16 protein-coding genes are annotated in these 19,338 nt (G+C 64.7%); 11 read left to right on the forward strand and 5 right to left on the reverse strand.

All coding sequences use genetic code 11. The features are described 5' to 3' along the window. Positions 1-55 precede the first annotated feature (55 nt). Positions 56-466: a PilZ domain-containing protein gene (locus tag KP001_RS21720; RefSeq protein WP_217287550.1), complete on the forward strand. Its 411-nt coding sequence runs from the start codon at positions 56-58 to the stop codon at positions 464-466. On the opposite strand, the gene KP001_RS21725 is transcribed toward KP001_RS21720, so the two are convergent. Then, complete coding sequence (locus KP001_RS21725) at positions 467-940, reverse strand: Lrp/AsnC family transcriptional regulator (RefSeq protein ID WP_217287551.1); 474 nt, start codon at positions 938-940, stop codon at positions 467-469. A gap of 145 nt (positions 941-1,085) precedes the next feature. On the opposite strand from KP001_RS21725, the gene ald reads away from it, so the two are divergent. After that, positions 1,086-2,201, forward strand: coding sequence for an alanine dehydrogenase (gene ald / locus KP001_RS21730; protein WP_217287552.1), 1,116 nt, complete (start codon positions 1,086-1,088; stop codon positions 2,199-2,201). Between the two features lie 185 nt (positions 2,202-2,386). Here ald and KP001_RS21735 read toward each other — a convergent pair whose 3' ends face one another. Next, a complete protein-coding gene (locus tag KP001_RS21735; protein ID WP_217287553.1) occupies positions 2,387-3,238 on the reverse strand; it encodes an ABC transporter substrate-binding protein in 852 nt (283 codons plus the stop codon). Further along, entirely contained in the window at positions 3,238-5,115 is a 1,878-nt protein-coding gene (locus tag KP001_RS21740) for a TonB-dependent receptor plug domain-containing protein (RefSeq protein WP_239027853.1), read from the reverse strand. Before KP001_RS21740 ends, KP001_RS21735 begins: the two co-directional genes overlap by 1 nt. A 274-nt stretch (positions 5,116-5,389) precedes the next feature. Here KP001_RS21740 and KP001_RS21745 point away from each other — a divergent pair, with 274 nt between their 5' ends. Further along, positions 5,390-7,381, forward strand: coding sequence for an ATP-binding protein (locus KP001_RS21745; protein ID WP_217287554.1), 1,992 nt, complete (start codon positions 5,390-5,392; stop codon positions 7,379-7,381). A gap of 102 nt (positions 7,382-7,483) precedes the next feature. Here the strand turns inward: KP001_RS21745 and KP001_RS21750 are convergent, their stop codons facing one another. Further along, positions 7,484-8,488 carry a peptidylprolyl isomerase gene (locus KP001_RS21750; protein WP_217287555.1) on the reverse strand — a complete coding sequence of 335 codons (1,005 nt, stop codon included), beginning with the start codon at positions 8,486-8,488 and terminating at the stop codon, positions 7,484-7,486. 415 nt (positions 8,489-8,903) lie between these two features. On the opposite strand from KP001_RS21750, the gene KP001_RS21755 reads away from it, so the two are divergent. The 8 genes from KP001_RS21755 to KP001_RS21790 all read left to right on the forward strand — a co-directional run bounded on the left by KP001_RS21755 (position 8,904) and on the right by KP001_RS21790 (position 18,635). Further along, complete coding sequence (locus tag KP001_RS21755) at positions 8,904-10,469, forward strand: cytochrome c3 family protein (RefSeq protein WP_217287556.1); 1,566 nt, start codon at positions 8,904-8,906, stop codon at positions 10,467-10,469. Positions 10,470-10,825: 356 nt separating this feature from the next. Beyond that, the gene (locus KP001_RS21760; RefSeq protein ID WP_217287557.1) at positions 10,826-11,767 is read left to right on the forward strand and encodes a hypothetical protein; all 942 of its coding nucleotides are present in this window, start codon (positions 10,826-10,828) and stop codon (positions 11,765-11,767) included. 213 nt (positions 11,768-11,980) lie between these two features. After that, positions 11,981-13,258: an NHL repeat-containing protein gene (locus KP001_RS21765; RefSeq protein ID WP_217287558.1), complete on the forward strand. Its 1,278-nt coding sequence runs from the start codon at positions 11,981-11,983 to the stop codon at positions 13,256-13,258. 20 nt (positions 13,259-13,278) lie between these two features. Then, complete coding sequence (locus tag KP001_RS21770) at positions 13,279-13,845, forward strand: cytochrome c3 family protein (RefSeq protein ID WP_217287559.1); 567 nt, start codon at positions 13,279-13,281, stop codon at positions 13,843-13,845. A 141-nt stretch (positions 13,846-13,986) separates the two neighbouring features. Next, positions 13,987-15,846, forward strand: coding sequence for a hypothetical protein (locus KP001_RS21775; RefSeq protein WP_217287560.1), 1,860 nt, complete (start codon positions 13,987-13,989; stop codon positions 15,844-15,846). Then, positions 15,843-16,862: a 6-bladed beta-propeller gene (locus KP001_RS21780; protein ID WP_239027854.1), complete on the forward strand. Its 1,020-nt coding sequence runs from the start codon at positions 15,843-15,845 to the stop codon at positions 16,860-16,862. Before KP001_RS21775 ends, KP001_RS21780 begins: the two co-directional genes overlap by 4 nt. A 19-nt stretch (positions 16,863-16,881) precedes the next feature. Next, positions 16,882-17,913 carry a cytochrome c3 family protein gene (locus tag KP001_RS21785; protein WP_217287561.1) on the forward strand — a complete coding sequence of 344 codons (1,032 nt, stop codon included), beginning with the start codon at positions 16,882-16,884 and terminating at the stop codon, positions 17,911-17,913. Further along, positions 17,910-18,635, forward strand: coding sequence for a cytochrome c3 family protein (locus KP001_RS21790; RefSeq protein ID WP_217287562.1), 726 nt, complete (start codon positions 17,910-17,912; stop codon positions 18,633-18,635). Before KP001_RS21785 ends, KP001_RS21790 begins: the two co-directional genes overlap by 4 nt. A 39-nt stretch (positions 18,636-18,674) precedes the next feature. Here KP001_RS21790 and KP001_RS21795 read toward each other — a convergent pair whose 3' ends face one another. Continuing rightward, positions 18,675-19,049 (reverse strand): hypothetical protein, encoded by a 375-nt coding sequence (locus KP001_RS21795; RefSeq protein WP_217287563.1) that lies wholly within the window; start codon positions 19,047-19,049, stop codon positions 18,675-18,677. Between the last annotated feature and the right edge of the window lie 289 nt (positions 19,050-19,338).

Below are 19,338 nucleotides of genomic sequence, written 5' to 3' on the forward strand. Positions count from 1 at the left end.
AAGGGGGTAAAGATCGGGACATGGCAGGAAACGATGCGCAAAGGAGGGCAAGACGATGGTCGCTACGGTGCACCCGGTTGACGAGTTCGGCAGCGGTGAGAGGGGCTTCGATGACGTGGCGGGGAAGAAGAGCGACCGGGTCGACGCCCGCATCGCCATATTCGAGGGACCGTACCAGAAGACGCTGGTGCTCAACTACTCGGTGAACGTGAGCCCCGGAGGGCTCTTCATCGAAAGCAGCGAGATCCGTCCGGTAGACACCCTGCTGACCCTGAAGTTCAGGCTCACCCGTTACGACACGGTGATCTGCTGCCAGGCGAGGGTGGCCTGGACCAACGAGCCGGGGGCGCTGAAGAAGCCTGAGCTTCCGGTGGGGATGGGACTGAGCTTCGTGGGGCTGCGCCTCTCAGACCTGCACGCATTGAGAAGCTTCCTGGAGCGCAGCAGGATCGTTCCGGTCTGGTAGCTATAGCGGCAGGGAGGTCTTGCTCACCACGGTGCGCAGGGCGAAGGAGGACTGCACCCGCAAGACGCCCGGGAGCCCGGTCAGCTTGTTGTGCAGGCGCAGGTAGTCGTCGGTGTCCTTGACGATGACGCGCAACAGGTAGTCCACGTCGCCGGACATGAGGTAGCACTCCATCACCTCGGGGACGGTCCCGATGGCCTCCTCGAAGCTCGCGAGCTTCTCCCGCTGCTGCCCGTCGAGGGTGACGCGCACGAAGACGGTGCCGGGCTTGCCGATCGCCCCCTGGTCCACGAGCATCACGTACCGGTCGATGATGCCGCTTTGCTCCAGCATGCGCACCCGCCGCAGGCAGGCCGATTCGGAGAGCCCCACCAGTTCGGCCAGCTGCACGTTGGTGAGCCTGCCGTCCTTTTGCAGCTCGGTCAGGATGGCCCGATCAATCCTGTCTACGGCGTCTGGCGCAATATTCTTCATCTTTGTCCCCGTTTAGTCGTGTATTCTACGAAAATCTAGCTTCTTTTCCACCGATTCGCAAGAAAAAACCGGCCGGTTTTTGGTATGCTCTCTATCGTACCGGCCGTCCGGGGAAAAGCCATCAAAGAGGGGAAAGGAAGCGAAGATGATCGTCGGAATTCTGAAGGAAATCAAGGTGGAGGAGAATCGCGTCAGCATGACCCCCGCCGGGGTCGAGGTCATGGTGAGCCACGGGCACACCATGCTGGTGGAGGGGGGCGCCGGGGCCGGCAGCGGTTTCGACGACGAGGCCTACCGCAGGGCCGGGGCCGAGATCGTGGCCGCGCCCGCGGAGATCTACCGGCGCGCCGGAATGGTCATGCACGTGAAGGAACCGCAGCCAAGCGAGTACGACCTGATCCGCGAGGGGCAGATCGTTTTCACCTACTTCCACTTCGCCGCGGCCGAGGGGCTGACCCGCGCCTTCATAAAGAGCAAGGGTGTCGCGGTCGCCTACGAGACCATCACCGGCCCGGGGAACTCGCTGCCGCTTCTGACCCCGATGAGCGAGGTCGCCGGCCGCATGGCGGCGCAGCAGGCGGCCAAGTACGCCGAGCGGGCCCAGGGGGGGCGCGGCATTCTCCTGGGCGGGGTCCCGGGCGTGGCGCCTGCCACCGTCGTGGTCATCGGCGGCGGCGTGGTCGGCACCCACGCGGCGCAGATGGCCTGCGGCATGGGGGCGAAGGTGTATCTGCTCGACATGAGCCTGGAGCGCCTGCGCCACCTCTCCGAGGTGATGCCCAGGAACTGCTTCCCGGTGATGTCCTCTCCGGCCACCATCCGCGAACTGGTCAAGGAGGCGGACGTGGTGATCGGGGCGGTCCTCGTGCACGGCGCCAAGGCGCCCAAGCTGGTGACCCGCGACATGCTGAAGACCATGAAGCCCGGGGCGGTGCTCGTGGACGTGGCCATCGACCAGGGGGGGTGCTTCGAGACGTCGCGCCCGACCACGCACCGTGAGCCGACCTACCTCGAGGAGGGGGTGCTGCACTACTGCGTGGCCAACATGCCCGGCGCCGTGCCGCTCACCTCGACGGCGGCCCTCACCAACGCCACGCTCCCCTACGCCGTGGCGCTGGCGGACCGCGGCTGGCGGGACGTGGCGCGCGAGAACGCCGGGGTCAGGGAGGGGATCAACGTCGCCCTCGGGGAGGTCACCTACCGCGGCGTCGCCGAGGCGTTCGGCCTCGTCTACACCCCGGTCGACGAGGTGCTCGCCTAAGCGGGCTCCCGGGGCAACCTGAAACGCGAAGAGGCCAGCCGTCAACCGGCTGGCCTCTTTTTTTTTACCGATGGTCCTCCGCCGCTTTCCTCTCCCAGGGGGGAGGAGGTGGACACTTGGGGCGAACTCCTGGATCAGCTATTGTTCCCGCTTCATCCGCGCCCGTGTTGCTGCGCGGCGCAGCCTCACGGTATCCGCAGGCCCAGCTTGCGCAGCACGCTGTCGTTCACCTGGAGCCGGACCTTGCGCGGCTCCAGCACGGGGACCTTGTGGCTTGAAGCGCCTCGCAGCAGGGACTGGGCCAGCTCCCCCGCCTGCACCCCCATGTCGTACGGGTCGATGTCCAGCGCGGCGGCGGCCCCGTTTTTGAGGTACTGGCCGGTGAAGGTGACGGCCGGGATGCCCCGGGTCATGGAAAAAAGCAAAAGAGCCTCCATGTTCACCGTGGTCACCACCGTGCTGTCCGGCAAAAGCCACAAAAGGTCCACCTCTCCCTTGAGGTTCTCCAGTTTCGCCTGCAGGTCGCGCGAGTTGCGCACCGCTTCCATGGCAAGGGTCACGCCGTAGTTGCCGGCTTCGGCGCCGGCCCTCTTCAGGTAGAGGCCCGAGAGCTTCGGGTCGTAGAGGACCCCGACCCGCCTGGCGCCCAGCTGGGCGAAGAGCTCGAGGTAGCGCCCCGGGGGGGCCACCATGGTCACCCCCCCGATATGATCGGGCTGGGGTTTTTGGGACAGCGACAGCGAAAGCAGGGAGACCACCGGGACCTCCCTGATCTTGCGGCAGGCGGCGAGGGCCCTGTCACCGACCGCGACCACCAGCCGCGGGCGCTCCTCCCTGACCAGGCGCTGCACGTCCACCTCGGCGTAGTCCGAGAGCACCAGCGGCTGCTCGTTGGTCCTGGCGGCGGCACGGAAACCGCCCAACGCCTCGGAGTAGACCGGGCTGCGGCTTGACTGAAGGATCAGCAGCTCCGCTGCCCGTGCCGCCACTGGAAGCCCGAGGGACAGTAGCAGGATGCAAAGAAAGAGGGAGCGCATCAGAACCGGAACCTCCCCCCGACTTCGAACCACCGCGGTGCCGCTGGACGGAAGTCATACTCGTAGAGCTTGGTGTCGAAGATGTTGCGCAGCGAGAAGAAGAGTTCCGGCGAGTTGTCGCGGGCCGGCAGGAGCTTCTGGTTCAGGTGCAGATCCCAGAGGGTCGCCTGGGACCGGGCGCCCGGGGCGGTGAGGTTCCAGTTGGTGTAGTTCGCGGTCAGGACCGCGGTGAGACCGGCTTCGTCGTTGTCGTAGGTGAGCGCCCCTTTCACCGCGTGGCGCGGACCGCTTTGGCTTCCTTCCAGCTGCTCCCCGGTGGCGCGGTTGCGCGCGTCGGTGAAGGTGTAGGCGCCATTGAGGGAGAGGCCGTGCCAGGGTGAGGTTCGCAGCTCGAGGTCGACGCCGTGACGGCGCTGTTTGTCCCTGTACAGCAGGCCCGCCTGGAAGTCGTACTCCTGGATGTTCCAGACGTTGGTGTGGAACAGCATCCCCTTCAACCAGAGGTACGGGACGGCCGTGGTCTCCACCCCCCCCTGCACGGTGCCGACCTGCTGCAGTTCGTGCTCCAGCTCCCCGGTCGGCGAGCCGTAGCGGCTGATCAAGGGGAGGCTGTAGCCGCGCGCGGCATAGCCGCGCAGGAGCGTGTCCTGCCCCAGGCGCAGGGTCGCCCCCAGCGTCGCGCTCACCGGGTCGTCCAGAAGGTTCAGGTGGTCGACGCGCACGCCGGGAAGCAGCGAGAACCTCCCGATGGTATAGGTGCCGTTGGCGTAGAAGGAATGCCGGTCGAGGCCAAGGTCCGAGTTGCTCCCGGGTATGCGCTGCAGCGGCTCGCGCTGACGCACCTCGATCCTCTCATATTCCACCCCGGTCTTGACGCCGTTTTGGGCGTCCCCCCAGGTGAGGTCGGCGGTGTACCCCTGGTGTGTCTCGCGCGCCTCCGGGGTGAAAAAGAGGATCCCCTGGGAGAGGACCCCCCTGCGGTCGGTGCTCTCACGCACTCCGCCGCGACCGTTCACCTCGAGCGTCAGGCGCTGGGCCAGCGGGACCTGCAGCGAGAGATAGCCGTTGAGGTAGCGGACCTCGCCGTTTTCGTAAAAGTCGTACTTCACCGACCGCATCAGGCCCATGTCGGCATGGCGGATGTCGAGCCCCAGCGTCGCCCTGGCGCCGCCGGCGAAGTCGTAGGTGAGCTTGCCGAAACCGTGACGGAAATCGACGTTGTTGCCGGGGATGAGCCCGTTGGAGTGTATGGTCCCTGCGGTAAGGTAGTAGCCGAACGCGTCTCTGCTGCCGCTGATCTCCCCCCGCAGGTCGCTGGTGGCCGCCGTGCCGATGGAGGCCGAGGCGAGCCCGGTGGCCCCCCGGTCGGGCGCCGGCGACTTGGTGATGATGTTGATCACCCCCCCAAGGGCGGAGCCCCAGGCGGCGGACGCAGCTCCCTTGATGATCTCGATCCGCTCGACCACCTGCGCCGGGATGAGGCCGAGGTGGGCCAGGTTTTCGCCGCCGACGAAGTTCTGGGGCACGCCGTCGAGCTGCACCAGGATGTGACGGTTGGAGGAGCCGAGCACGTTGTAGAGCAGGATCGAGCCGGGAGTCTGCAAAAGGTCCAACTGCACACCCGGAACGGTCTGCAGCACGTCCGCCACGGTATGCGCGTTCAGCCGGGCGATCTCCTCGGCGGTGACCACGGTGACGTTTTCGGCAATGAGGGATGCGGGGCGGGGGAGGCGCGAGACGCCCGCAGGCTCTTCCCCGGAGAGGCCGAGCGAGCGGGTCACCTCGTCCCCCTCCACTCCCATGGCGCGAAGCGGCGCCAGCGGGATCAGGAGCAATAAAGAGGCGAGCGATAATTTGCGGAGGAACTTACCGGTCAAGGAACCCCTCCCATCGAAAAAAGAACATTGACAGTTGCATCTTTTTCTGAAAAAACTGGCATAAAACTGGTGGTATACGTATCAGCTTAGTGGATAGCTGTCAAAACATTTTCCATTAATAGTATTTATTGCTTTCTTTGTGGTTTGTAGACCTCATTCTGTTGATAATTGGGAGCTACCAGCTATAGTTCTACCTGTTCGCAGATTCAATTTATTCTCACGGGACAGCAGCACCGAGATTCGCTTCCCGCCCACCCTCAGAAGGCCTTAAGCCATGAACAGGTTGCCGTCACCCCAGCGCTTTTGCTCCTTCCGCTCCAGCTTTCAATTCAAGCTTTTCCTGCGCTTCACCCTCTTCTCCGCGGTCATCGCCGTGGTCTGCGGCACGCTATTCGTGCTGCACCAGATCAACCAGAACAAGAGGCACGCCGAGCAGATGCTCCAACTGCAGGCCCACGCCCTGGCCGGCGCCGTACGCCTTCCCCTGTACGCCGAGAGCGACGAGCTTCTGAATTCCTACGCCGCCGAAACCATGCGCCTTCCCGAGATCCGGGGTGTGGAGATCGTCAACGCCCGCGGCAAGGTGCTGGTCAGGCTTCCCTCCTCCCTCCCTTCCGGGGAGCTGCTCAGCCAGAGGGCGGAGGTGCACGGTCATCCCCTGACCCTTTCACCGGAGCAGGCCCTTTCACCGGAGCAGGCCCTTTCACCGGAGCAGGCCCTTTCGCCGGAGCAGCCCCTTTCCGGGGAACGTGCCGGGGCCGGACCCCTGGTCGGGGAGGTGCGGCTTTATCGCGGCACCGCCGACCTGTGGCGGGAGGCGCGCCGCCTGGCCGCCCTGAGCGTGGTGCTCGCGACGACGTGCTGGCTCTTCGTGAGCCTCTCCTGCTACCTCATCCTCAGGCGGGTGACCGCCTCCTTCAACTCGCTGATGCGGGGGATGGAGAAGGTTCACGGCGGCGACTACGTCTCGCGCATCGACATCGTCTCGGACGACGAGCCCGGGCGCGCCTCCGCCTCGCTCAACGACCTGGCCGAGTCGCTCAGGCGGCGCGAGGAGGAGAACCGCCGCCTGCACGCGGAGCTGATGGCCGCGATGGAGTTCGAGATCGCCTCCAAGGAGCAGCTGATTTCCGTCAACCTGGACCTGGAGAAGGAGATCGAGCAGAGGACCCAGGCGCGCCAGGAGCTGAAGAACCTGGTGCAGCAGCTCCCCTTGGGGATCGTCTGGTCCGACGAGGAGGGGGAGATCGAGTACCTCAACTCCTTCATGCTGGACACCTTCGGCTACGGCGCGGACCAGGCACCCGACCTGGACACGCTCTTCACCCTGATCTGCCCGGACCAGGCCTACCGCGAGAGGGTGCTCGAAAAACGGCGCGCCGCCATCGCGGCATGGGAGCAGGGGGGTCTGGTCACCTTCTACGAGGTGAGCGCCCTGTGCCGGGACGGTTCCCCGCGTCACCTGAACTGCAGCAACCAGCGCTCGGGCAGCCGCGTGGTCGACATCATGATCGACATGACCGAGCGCGAGCTCTTGCAGCAGCAGATCGTCAGGAACCAGAAACTGGAATCGATCGGGGTGCTGGCCGGAGGGATCGCCCACAACTTCAACAACGCCCTGACCGGCGTCCTGGGGTACATCTCCTTCGCCAAGAAGTTCCTGGACCGTTCGCACGGCGCCCACGAGCTGTTGCTGCAGGCGGAGAAGGCGACCATGCGCGCCGCCGGATTCGCCAACCAGCTGCTCTCCTTCGCCAAGGGGGGAGCGCCCCTGAGAAAGGGGGTCCCGGTCGCCGCGCTGGTCGAGGAGTCGGTGCTCCTCTCCACCAAGGGGTGCAACGTCAGCGTCGCTCTCGATCTTCCCCCGGACCTGCCGCCGGTCTTCGTGGACGACAGGCAGATGCGCCAGGCATTCAACTGCATCTGCATCAACGCCGTGCAGGCCATGCCCGGGGGGGGGACGTTCTCCGTGCGGGGGAGGCAGGTTTCAAGCGAGCAGGAACGGCTGCCGGCGCCGCTATGCGGCCACTACGTGGAGCTCTCCTTCCAGGACGAGGGGTGCGGCATCCGCGACGAGGACAAGCCGAGCATCTTCACCCCCTATTTCACAACCAAGACGCAACTCGGCACCGGCCTTGGGCTCGCCACCGTGCACTCCATCGTCACCAGGCACGGCGGTTTGATCACCTTCGACAGCCAGGCGGGGAAGGGGACCACCTTCACCCTGTACCTCCCGGTTTTCTGCGTCGAGGCGCCGGCGCCGTAGCGGCGGGCGCAAAAAAGCAGCCAGGCCGGAGACGGGTCGGCGCTGGCTGCGAATGAATAACAGGTATGGTGATAGGGGATTTTCCCCTACGCTGTCTGCCGGCTACCCCCTGGTGATCTTCGCCTTGCTCTTCAGCTCCTCGACGAACGCACCCACCTGCTGCCTCACCTTTTCCGCCTTCAGGTATTCGAAGATCTTCGCCTTGGCATCGTCGTAGCTCATCTTGCCCGCCTCATGCTTTTCGGCCAGCTTGATGATGTGGAATCCGAACTGGCTCTCCACCACCGGGCTGATCTCCCCCGGCTTCAGGTCGAACACGGCCTTCTCGAAGGGGGGGACCATCTGGCCGCGGCCGAAGGTCCCCAGGTCGCCTCCAACCGTCGCGCTCGGGCACCCCGACTCCGCCTTGGCCACGGCGGCGAACTCCTCGCCACCTTTCACCCTTTTCAGAAGCGTTTCCGCCTTCTCCTTCGCCTTCGCCTTCTCCTCGGCGCTTTCCGTGGCATCCACCTTCACGAGGATGTGGCTCGCCCGCGCGCTCTCCGGGCGGGTGAAATACTTCTCCAGGTTGTCCTGGTAGAACTTCTCCGCCTCGGCGTCGCTCACCTCGGCCTTGGTGGCGAAGCGCCGTTCGATGAAGGTGTTGATCACGATGCTCTTGCGCGCGTTCCTGGTCATCTCGGCGACGGTGAGCCCGCTACCCTTCAAGGCCTGTTCGAAGGCGTCCGGGTTCGGGTAGAGCGCCTTGCTCTCGGCGATCTTCTTCTCCACCTGCTGGTCCAGGTCCTTGATCTCGACCTTGGACGCCTCCTGGTAGATGAGCTCTGCCGTGGTGAGCTGGTCCAGGGCGGCCTGGGTCGCCTTCTGCATGGCCTGGGGGGGGAGCTGCTGCGGCTGCCCGCTTTGGGACAGCAGCACGCGGGTGGCGCGCTCGACCTCGGCGCGGGTTATGGCGACCCCGTTCACTATCTGCACCGCGTCCTTCACCTCGGCCGCCTGTGCCGGCGCGGCGGGGGCGGGTACGGCGGCCTTGTTGGCGCCGGCGCAGCCGGCGAGGCAGAGAAGCGCCGCGGTGGTCGATGCGATACTCATGGTGATTCTTTTCATTGCATGGTCTCCTTTGTGGGCAATGGTAACTGTTTTGTTTCCAGTTCCTGGACCGGCTGGGTGTTCCCCGGGGGGACGCCGGTACCCATAGCAATTCCGGAGCCAAGACCGGGCTTAATGCAAACATCACGTTTTCGCGATGCTTTGGCCGGGGACGAGCCGGAGTGGGGGCGCCGGGTTGCGGGAAAACCCCCAGCTTCACCCCGGGGGGATGGACGGGTGGGGCAAATGACCCACTTTCCGCCGTGCACCTTTTTCCGGCGATCCGCGGGAACTTTCGATAAACAGGGAGTTTTCCGCACTTTCACATTGACTTCCGGCGACTTCTGAGTTAACTAGACTTCACTTTTATATAGACATTTTTCTATATGTTGTCTGCCGCCAGGCTGGCGGAGCGCACCCAAAGGATGCCGCCATGAAACCATATCTCTTGCTGCTGGCCCTTGTCTTTTCCCTCGCTGCAACCACCGCTGCAACCACCGCTGCAACCACCGCTGCAACCACCGCTGCAACCACCGCTGCAACCACCGCTGCAACCACCGCTGCAACTACCGGGGCAAACACCGGGGCAAACACCGGGGCAAACACCGGGGCAAACACCGGGGCAAACACCGGGGCAAACACCGGGGCAAACACCGGGGCAAACACCGGGGCAACGACCACCAGCGCGACGGCCGGGGCGACCACCCGGGCGGCTGCCGCGCAGAGCTGCCTGGGCGTGGGGTGCCACGTCAAGATCGCCTCGCTCAAGCACCCGCACCAGCCGGCCGGTGAGGATTGCCTCTCCTGCCACCGGCAAAAGAGCAAAGAGCACCCGCTGCAAAAGGGAAAGAGCTTCGAGCTCGCCGCCAGGGGGGGCGCCCTGTGCGCCACCTGCCACGGCGCCATAGGGAAGAAGAAGGTCGTGCACCCGCCGGTGAAGGAGGGGGAATGCACCTCCTGCCATAACCCGCACGGCGGCAACGGCAGGCATCTGACCGGGGTGGGTGATGACCAGAAAACGCTCTGCTTCGGCTGCCACGAAGCCGCCCCCTTCACGCGCCGCTTCGTGCACGGCCCGGTGGCCGAGGGGGCCTGCGGCGCCTGCCACGAACCGCACGAGTCGGACGGCAAGGCGCTCATCAGGGGGGACCTGAAGGCGCTCTGTCTCAAGTGTCACGAAGACTTCGCCAAGGGGATGCAGGCGGCGGTCCGCGTGCATGCGCCGGTCAAAAACGCCCCCTGCACCTCCTGTCACGACCCGCACAGCTCGGTGAACGCCGCGCTGCTCAAGGAGAAGATGCCGGACCTCTGTCTGCGTTGCCACAAGGATGTGGGCAAGAAGATGAGCGGCGCCAAACTGGTGCACAAGCCGATGACCGATCCCAAGGGGTGCGGCAACTGCCACTCGACCCACTACTCCATGGTCAAGGGGCTCATGGCCGGCGACCAGAAGACCATCTGCCTCGGGTGCCATGGGGCAAAACCCCCGGGAAATCCGCCGCTGCGTGATATGGCCAGGGAGCTCTCCGGGAAGAAGGTGCTGCACGGCCCTCTCAAGGACGGCAAGTGCGACGGCTGCCACAACCCCCACGCCTCGGACTACCGGCGCCTGCTTTTGGGGAACTACCCCGTCTCCTTCTACGCACCCTACCGGGAAGGGGCGTACGATCTGTGCCTTAGATGCCACAACAAGAACCTGCTCCGCTACCCGGACACCACCGTGTACACCAGGTTCCGCAACGGGGCGCACAACCTGCACTACGTCCACGTCACCGACAGGATCAAGGGACGCTCCTGTCTCGCCTGCCACGAAACACACGCCGCCAGCGACGACAAGTTGATGAACCCCTCCGGTGCCCGCTTCGGACAGTGGCAGATCAAGACCCGCCTCAAACTCACCTCCACCGGTGGCAGTTGCGCCCCCGGTTGCCATTTGCCCTATGCCTACGACCGCGACCGGGCCGTGGACAACACCAAGGCGTCAGGGGACACCCGGTAACACCCCTCCGTTCGCCTCCTCTTCAGCTCCCCCTGTCGCTTCCGCTGCAGGGGGATTTTTTTGTTCTCATCTCCCCCCGCCCGCATTCCCCCCAACCCTAACCCCCAATGTGGGGCATCTCACCCACCCCACACCCACCCCCGCTCGGGTGGGCGCGCAGCTGGATCTTGTGATTTCAATCACTTGACGAGCCGCCCACCGTTGGCACAGAGGTTGCTCATGTGATTGCGTTTTGATAATTCCGGAGCACCTCTGGGGGGAGGTGGCACCGGTCTTTAATCAGAGTGAAACGGAGTTGCAAGTAAAGAGAGCCGGGCAGCGAGTTTTCACTACCATCACAAACGGAGGAACAGGACATGAAAAAGCAAGTAGTGGCCATCGCGGCCATCGCAGGACTCGCGCTCGGCGCGGCTATCGCACAGGGTGCCGATTCCAGGGGCGCCGGCATTGTAGGCTCCGTTCACGACCTGAGCGGCAACGCGGGCTTCGGCGGCGCCGGCAGCACCTACGGCGTCAAGGACCCGGGCGGCAGGATCTGCGCCTTCTGCCACTCCCCGCACCATAGCAACGAGAACAACCAGAACTGGAACGGCACCCCGGTAACCAACCTCGGCACCAACAGCAACGTCGATCCGGATCTGAACGCCGATTCCACCAAACCGAACCAGTACTACGTGTACGCTCCCCTCTGGAGCCGCACCGACCTCGGTAAGGCGGTAGGGTACGAGCCGTACAAGAGCCAGACCTTCAACCCGGAGACGTTCAACGGCGGCAAGGCGTACGATCCGCTCATCGGACCGTCCCGTCTTTGCCTGACCTGCCATGACGGCAGCATCGCCCTCGACTCCTACTACGGCCAGACCGGCAGCGCCAACATCGCGGCCAGCGACGCCTTCGGCGGCCCGGAAGGGGGCTCCAAGAACATCGGCATCGCCAAGGGGATGGGGCTTAGCAACGACCACCCGATCGGGATGAAGTACACCGACTACCTGAACACCGTCGACAACGTCACCGACTACGAGCTGATGCCGACCGGCACCAAGTTCAGGGACTCCAACAACAGCCAGGCCACCACCAAGAGCATCCAGAGCGTCCTGTACTCCGACCCGATGCTGCCGGAAGTAAAAGACTTCGTGACCTGCGCTTCCTGCCACGACGTCCACAACGGCAAGGCCGTCGGCAACACCGCCCCGCTGACCAACATGCGCGGCTACCTGCTCTACGGCGCACAGGTGAACTCCTCCTTCTGCCTCACCTGCCACGACAAGTCCAACGGCACCGTGCCGCTGACCAAGTAAGGTTCCGTGAAGTCCTTGTGACCTTCGGAGAGGGGCCGCCACCCAGTGGCGGCCCTTTTTTTCGGCCCGGCCGGGGAGTTGCCGGGAGCGCCCCTCCGCTGCGGCGCGCCCCGCCGTTTTTTGCTTCACATTTCATCGTAATTGTTATATGTATTCGCATATTTTAATTGTCAATTGGTAATGGTCTTCCCGCCACGGTATAAGGAGCGCTCTATGTTGAAGGAAATCGCACCACGATTGGCTGTCGCCGCGTTTGCTCTCTCCCTGCTCGCCGGTTGCGCTTCCGGGGAGAAAACCGTGAAGCAGTTCTGGCCCCCTCCGCCCGACGCTCCCAGGATCCAGTACCTGCAGAAGATCTCCGACTCCACCGACGTGGTCGGGAAGAAGTCGATCTCGCTCATCGATCTCGGCAAGGAGGAGGAAAAGACCATCCCGATCATGAAGCCTTACGGGATAGCGGTGCACAAGGGGGTGATCTACCTCTGCGACACCATCCAGGCCCAGGTCGTCATCCTCGATCCCCCCCGGAAGAAGGCCTCGGTCCTCTCCGGGAACAAGGGGCCGGGGCAGCTCACCAAGCCGCTCACCATCACGGTCGATGCCGACGGCTTCATCTTCGTCGCCGACAGCGCGCGCAAATGCGTCATGAAGTACGCCCCGGACGGCGCCTTCGTCTCCAAGATAGGCGCCGACGAGAACATGAAGCCCGTGTCGCTTGCCAGCGACGATCTCTACCTCTACGTCCTCGATTCCGCGCAGGGCCTGGTGCGCGTCTACGACAGGAAGACCTCGGCGCCGGTGCGCACCTTCGGGCAGGAGGGGGAGGAAAGGGGCAAACTGTTCACTCCTCTTGGACTCGGGGTGACCAAGACCGGCGACGTCTACGTGACCAACCTGGACGGCCGTATCCTGCACTTCGACCGCGACGGGCACCCGCAGCGGGCCTTCGGAAAGCTCGGCACCGCGTTGTCCGAGTTCAACCGTCCGCGGGCGATCACCTTCGACGACAACGGCATCATGTACATCGTTGACGCGGCAAGCCAGGACGTGAGGCTTCTGACCGACCAGTTCCAGCTCCTCATGGGGTTCGGCGAACCCGGAACCGCGGGGAGCCTCAACGTCCCTTCGGGGATCGCCATCTCCAGGGATGACCTCGCCTATTACCAGCAGTTCGCGGACCCGGACTTCGTCCTGGAGCAGGTGCTCTTCGCGGTGAGCCAGTTCGGGACCAGCAAGGTCAGCGTCTACGGGTTCGGCAAGAAAAAAGGGGTCGACTACGAGGGGCTCGTGAAAGAGCGGCAGGATGAGATCCGCAAGGCGGAGGAGGCCATACTGAAGGCGAAGGCCGCCCAGGAGGCCAAGGACAAGGAGACCAAGGCCGCCCAGGATGGGAAGGACAAGGAGGCCAAGGCCGCCCAGGAAGGGAAGGACAAGGCCGCCGGGCAGGGTGCCCCGCAGCAGGCCCCGGCGGCGCCGCGCGCGGCTAAGTAGGAGCGCCGATGGGGGGAGCGGTGCGACAGGTACTGTGTTTTTTGGCGGCGCTCGCGCTCCTTTCGGGGTGCGAGCCGGCGGCGACCCACAGGTTCCTGGTGACTTTCTTCGACGAAGTCCCCAGTTTCCCTCCCCAGGAGCAGTACTGCGCGGAACTGGATGAGCAGGGGCGCAAGAAGGCGGCGGAGCCGCCGCAAAAGAGCGCGGCGGTCGAGCAGAAGGTGGAAGGAAGCAGCCATCCCCCCTATGCCGAGAAGCGCTGCAACGGCTGCCATCAGTCGGACAAAACCTCGGTGAGCGGGCTTTTGAAGCCGCCAAACGAGCTTTGCTTCATGTGTCACCCGAAGATCCTGAAGCACCGCTTCGCCCACGGCCCCGCCGCCGAGGGGGAATGCCTGGGGTGCCACCTGCCGCACGAGGCGAGCTATCCGTCGCTTCTGGCCAGGCCCCCGGCATCGCTTTGCGACAGGTGCCACTCGGAGGGGCGTGCGGCCGCCGGCATGCACGACAGGATCACGAAGAGCGGGGTCGTCTGCATCGACTGTCATGACCCGCATTCCGGAACCAGCAAGTATTTCCTGAAGTAGTCCAGGACGGGGGGCGGCATCTACCGCGTGCAATGCAATAACTGGAGGCCTCTGCTGATTCGCCGGATCGTACCTCGTCTTTTCGGGACCTTGTGTCTGCTTCTGTGCTTTCGCCCGGGGGAAGGGGAGGCCTATTCCCTTTTGGGCGTCAGGGACTTCGGCCAATCCGTGGGGGGGACCTACTCCCTGCAGCACTCCAAGGATTCCGCGGCCGCCAACAGCACCGTGATGGAACAGAACTACACGGAGGATTACGGTGTCCAGTTCGACTACTTCGTCGTGACCCCCCTTTTGTGGAAGGGGAGGGCCCTCCTCGACCTCGAGGGGGTGCAGAAGAAGGAGGAGGCCGACGGCGGGACCGCCCGTTCGTCGCAGGTACGCCTGCGCTACAACCTGAACGCATACCTCCTGCCGTCGACTCCCTATCCGGTCTCCATCGCGGCGAGTTCCGCCCGCGAGACCGTCTCGCTCCCCTTCTCCCCCGATTACCAGAGCGAGCACGACGATCTGATGACCATCCTCACCATTCAGAACCAGTTCGTGCCGTCGGAGCTGAGCCTCGCGCAGCAGTCGCAGACCACCTCGGGGCAGGGGCGGGACATCACCCAGAAGAGCCATAGTTTCAACCTCAACACCCGCCCCAACCTCGGGGCCCTCGGCATGATCACCGCTTCGATCAACCTCTCCGAGAGCGACTCCAGCGGCATCGGCAGCGACAGCTCCAGCCACAACTCGTCCGGCACCGCCAACTTCGGCTACCACAACTCCTGGCGCTCGGCGCAAAACCTCGCGCGCAACTTCTCGCTCACCTACGGCTACCACCAAAACGCCGGCACCAGCGTCATCACCACCCAGACCCTGAACAGCGGCGTCGGCTGGGAGTTCGGCAAGGTGCTCCAGGGGGACCTCACCTACTTCTCATCCAAGAGCAGCTCCTTCGAGCAGAAGTCGCAGAGCCAGGGGGTGTCCGGCGCGCTCTCGCACAAGCTCATGGGGAGCCTGAGGAGCGCGATCAACGCCTCGGCGACCAGGGACCAGTACGACGACGGCCAGAACACCTTCATATCCGCCGGCCTGAACCTTGGCTACCACAAGAGGCTCCCTGCCGCCAGCGACACGACCGTCGGCTATGGCTACACGATGACCCGCAACGAACACACCGGCGGGGTAAGCTCCATCTTCATCTCCGAGGAACGCCACCCCGTCCCCATCGTGACCCCCGGTCGCATCAGGCTGAATCAGCCCACCTTCCAGGCGAACAGCATCACGGTGGTGGGGGCCCAGTCGCGGCTACCCTATCCCGCTTCTTTCTACAACATCGTCCCGGAGGGGATCGAGCTCACCGACCACAACCTGGTCGACACCGACATCCTGATCAGCTACCGCTATACCCAGGATCCCAACATCGTCACCGTGGGGACCAACCACGGCGCCAACGCCGCGGTCAACCTCTTCGCCGGCAAGTACCGCGTCTACACCAACGCCAACCAGAGCGACCAGAGGCTCGTCAAGGGGCAGGCAACCTCCCTCACCACCAGCGGTACCCGGCATTTCGACCTCGGCGCGACGGCCAACCTCACCCCACACAACCTCTCCGCCGAACTCGGCTACGACAAGGACTACGCCCAGAACCAGTATTACCTGACCGGCTCCTGGGGAACCTCCGCCCCGTATGCCGGCGGCGACGTCTCCGTGAACGCCAACGACCGCTTCACGCTCCAGCGCTCCAACGGCAGGGACGACCAGTACTGGGCCAACAGCCTCTCCCTGCAGAGCACCTACCGCCGCAACTTCGGGCGCATAGCGGGCAAGTTCAAGGCCAACTACGCCAACATGGCCAGCGCGGACAGCACCTTTCATACCGCCTCCCTGGGGGCGAACCTCGAGGCGTCCTTCGGCAAGCTCTTCGTTTTACTCAACAGCAGCGTGTTGTGGACCTTTTCCGCCGGCGGCAACACGTCGAGCGAAACCATCAGCCTCTCGTTCAGGAGATCGTTTTGAGACCAGGCAAACCGTTTTCCCCATCGCTGTTGCGCATTCTCGCCCTTTGCTCCCTCCTCGCCGCCGGATGCACCCTGGGGGGGCGCGACCAGGAGGCGACCCGCAACTGGCCCCCGCGCCCCTATCCCGCGCGGATCGTCTGGACCGGGGCGGCCAGGTCTCCGGAAAACCTCGAGATCGGCAACGGCTTCTGGGCGCGCCTGTGGCGCGACATCTCCGGGGACAACCAGAACGCCATCGCCCGCCCCTACGGCATCCACGCCGACTGCAGGCGGCGCATCCTGGTGGTCGATTCGCAGAAAAAAGGGGTGCACCTCTACGACCGGGAGTTCAAGCGCTACTACTTCGTGGGGGAGAAGGAGTTCACCCTCCCCATCGGGGTCACCGAGGACGAGCACAACACCGCTTTCGTCACCGATTCCGCCGCCGGCGCCGTGTACCGCTTCAACCTGGGCGAGCGGCGGGTGATCCCGTTCGTCACGGGGCTAAAAAGGCCGACCGGGATCGTGTTCAACCCGCTCAACCAGATGATCTACGTCACCGACACCCTGGCGGGGCAGGTGCTCGCCTTCGACGGGCAGGGGAAGGAGGTGCTCCGCTTCGGCAGGCCGGGGAAGGGGCGCGGGGAGTTCAACCTTCCCACCGATCTCGCCGTGGACCGGCAGGGGAGGATCTATGTGACTGACCCCTTGAACGCCCGCATCCAGGTCTTCACCAGGGACGGCGCCTGGGTGAGGGAGTTCGGCCAGGCCGGCGACACGCCGGGGTACTTCGGCAAGCCCAAGGGGGTCGCCGTCAACAGCGAGGGGCACGTCTACGTCTGCGACGCGCAGTACGACCGGGTGCAGGTGTTCAACCAGGAGGGGAAGCTCCTGATCTCCTTCGGCTCCTCCGGCAACGGCAAGGGTGAGTTCTGGATGCCCTCGGGCATCGCCATCGACAAGGACGACAACATATTCGTCGCAGACTCCTACAACAACAGAATCCAGTTATTCGGGTACATCTGGCTCGACTAGGGCCGGTAGAGGAATGAAGATGGGCTTCCATAAAACGACCCTCAGCGCGATCCTCCTCACCTTCGTCGCCGTCTCCGCCATGCCGGCGGCCGCGGCCACCGGGGAGGGGATCCTCACCACCAGGCACAACCTGTCCAAGAGCGGCCCGGGGCCGATCAAGACGGAGAGCGAGACCCAGGTCTGCATCTTCTGTCACACCCCGCACCACGCCAGCAGCGTCACGCCGCTCTGGAGCCGCCCCATGGCCACCACCGTCTACAGCACCTACAGCTCCACCACGCGCTTCGCGCAGCCGGGGCAGCCGACCGGCTCCTCGCGGCTGTGCCTTTCCTGCCACGACGGCACCATCGCCGTGGGCGCCCTCATCAACGACGTCAGCATCCCCATGGCGGGGGGCTTCACCACCATTCCGATCGAAAGCCCCAGCAACATCGGGGGGAAAACCGGCGCCGACCTCACCAACGACCACCCCATCTCCTTCAAGTACGGCGCCGACCTGGTCACCAAGAACAAGCAGTTGCGGCTTCCCAGCGAGATCGACCGGAAACTCAAGCTCGACGCCGGCGAGAACATGCAGTGCACCACCTGCCACAACCCCCACACCGACCCGTACGGCAAGTTCCTGGTCATGAGCAACGCCAACTCCGCGCTCTGCGTGAGCTGCCACAACGTGACCGGGTGGCAGGGGTCGGTGCACAAGTCCGACCCCCTGGGTGCGGTCAAGGGGTGCCAGAACTGCCACGTCCCGCACAACGCCAAGATGCCGCAGCGGCTCATGAAGGGGTACCCCGAGGAGATGAACTGCCTCCCCTGCCATTCACCCTCCGGGGGCGCCCGCGACATCCAGTCCCTGCTCGCGCTGCCGTCCAGGCACGACGTGCGCGACACCACCGGCGTCCACGACACCGCCGAATCCGTCCTCGGGATGCAAAAGCACGTCGAGTGCGAGGACTGCCACAACCCGCACGCGGTGCAGTCGCTCGGGGCGGTGGCCCCGGCCGTCAACGGGGCGCTGGACAAGGTGAGGGGGTCGCCCTGGGGGGGGAGGTGAAGGAGACCGCCCTCTACGAGTACGAGGTCTGCTTCAAGTGCCACGGCGACAAGAACTTCTCCAGCACCCCGATCGTGCGGCAGCTCCCCTCGCTCAACCTGCGCCTGAAATTCGCCCTGGAAAACCCCTCCTACCACCCGGTGGAGGGGCCGGGCAAGGTCTCACCCGTGCAGAGCCTGCGCAACGACCTCGGCTACACCAGCTCCAGCGTCATCTACTGCACCGCCTGCCACGGCAGCGACCAGAGCGTCAAGGCGGGAGGCACCGGCCCCAACGGGCCGCACGGCTCCAACTACCCGTATCTCCTGCTGGCCCGCTACGACACCGAGACCTACCCGCGCAGCTACAGCGACTCGAGCTACGCGCTCTGCTTTCGCTGCCACGCCCAGGAGCGCCTTTTCGCCGCCACCTCCCCCTTCTCCGTCCCCGCAACGGGACTTCCCCTGCACGACCTCCACGTCGTGCAGCAGGGTGTCCCCTGTTTCATCTGCCACGACCCCCACGGCACCAGCCGCGCCGGCGGGGCCACCGACCAGAAGAACTCCCACCTGATCAACTTCGCCACCAACTTCCAGGTGGTGGCCAGCTACGACGGTACCAGCTACCCCCGGTCGTGCACCTCGAGCTGCCACTCCGACAACCCCAGGACCTACGGCCCCGCTGCCGCACCGGCGGGGAGGCTCGTCCCGAGAATAAAAAGGCCCGCGCTCCGCCCCTTTTAGGGAGCGCCGCGCGGGCCATTGCAACGTTGGTGGAGCGCCCTACTGTATGACCACGCTGGTATCCGCCGCCTCGTACTCCTGCACCACGCCGCTGTCATCGAAGCTGACCGTCAGCGTCGTGACGGGCTGCTGTCCTCCCTTCGCCACGGCTTGCAGCGGCGGCGCGGTCCAGTAGTTCCAGACCTGGGCCGGGCCGGTGGCCAGACCCACCGATCTTCTCTGGATCGAGTTGGGTGTGCCGATCCTGCCGAGGATCTCCTCCCGCGTCGTCTTCCCTTTCACGATCACCTCATTCACGTACGCCGGCGAGAAATTCCTCTCGCTATTCGGGGCTGCCTCCCCGGCCTTCTGCGCGGGGGCATGCGCGCATGCGCCAAGAAGCAGCGCCGCCAGCACCAGACACATCTTTTTCATCTGCGATTCCTCCTGTAGGTTCAAGAAAATACTGAAGTTGAATATGCAATTTCTCAGCCGGATTCCGGGCGCAACGCGGTTCCAGCCCCTTAGCGCCACGGCAACCGCAAGCCACGTCCCCGCCCTGCGTCTTTTCCCCCAGCTAGGTTAAATGCCCCCGCAGCATGCCCCACCCGTCACGTGCCGCCGCACCCCCTTCTGGGTTGTTCACCCCAGGCGGGGCAGGGGGTGTGCACGGGGGAATCAACGGCAAGGTCCCGCTTGCTCCGGCGACCTGTTTCGCGGCGCA

This window comes from Geomonas subterranea (assembly GCF_019063845.1).
Classification (GTDB): domain Bacteria; phylum Desulfobacterota; class Desulfuromonadia; order Geobacterales; family Geobacteraceae; genus Geomonas; species Geomonas subterranea.

What these genes read in the sequence shown, in the direction of transcription:
- KP001_RS21720 (WP_217287550.1), top strand. Translation starts at nt 56, where the DNA reads ATGGTCGCTACGGTGCACCCGGTTGACGAGTTCGGCAGCGGTGAGAGG.
- KP001_RS21725 (WP_217287551.1), bottom strand. Translation starts at nt 940, where the DNA reads ATGAAGAATATTGCGCCAGACGCCGTAGACAGGATTGATCGGGCCATC.
- ald (WP_217287552.1), top strand. Translation starts at nt 1,086, where the DNA reads ATGATCGTCGGAATTCTGAAGGAAATCAAGGTGGAGGAGAATCGCGTC.
- KP001_RS21735 (WP_217287553.1), bottom strand. Translation starts at nt 3,238, where the DNA reads ATGCGCTCCCTCTTTCTTTGCATCCTGCTACTGTCCCTCGGGCTTCCA.
- KP001_RS21745 (WP_217287554.1), top strand. Translation starts at nt 5,390, where the DNA reads ATGAACAGGTTGCCGTCACCCCAGCGCTTTTGCTCCTTCCGCTCCAGC.
- KP001_RS21750 (WP_217287555.1), bottom strand. Translation starts at nt 8,488, where the DNA reads ATGAAAAGAATCACCATGAGTATCGCATCGACCACCGCGGCGCTTCTC.
- KP001_RS21755 (WP_217287556.1), top strand. Translation starts at nt 8,904, where the DNA reads ATGAAACCATATCTCTTGCTGCTGGCCCTTGTCTTTTCCCTCGCTGCA.
- KP001_RS21760 (WP_217287557.1), top strand. Translation starts at nt 10,826, where the DNA reads ATGAAAAAGCAAGTAGTGGCCATCGCGGCCATCGCAGGACTCGCGCTC.
- KP001_RS21765 (WP_217287558.1), top strand. Translation starts at nt 11,981, where the DNA reads ATGTTGAAGGAAATCGCACCACGATTGGCTGTCGCCGCGTTTGCTCTC.
- KP001_RS21785 (WP_217287561.1), top strand. Translation starts at nt 16,882, where the DNA reads ATGGGCTTCCATAAAACGACCCTCAGCGCGATCCTCCTCACCTTCGTC.
- KP001_RS21795 (WP_217287563.1), bottom strand. Translation starts at nt 19,049, where the DNA reads ATGAAAAAGATGTGTCTGGTGCTGGCGGCGCTGCTTCTTGGCGCATGC.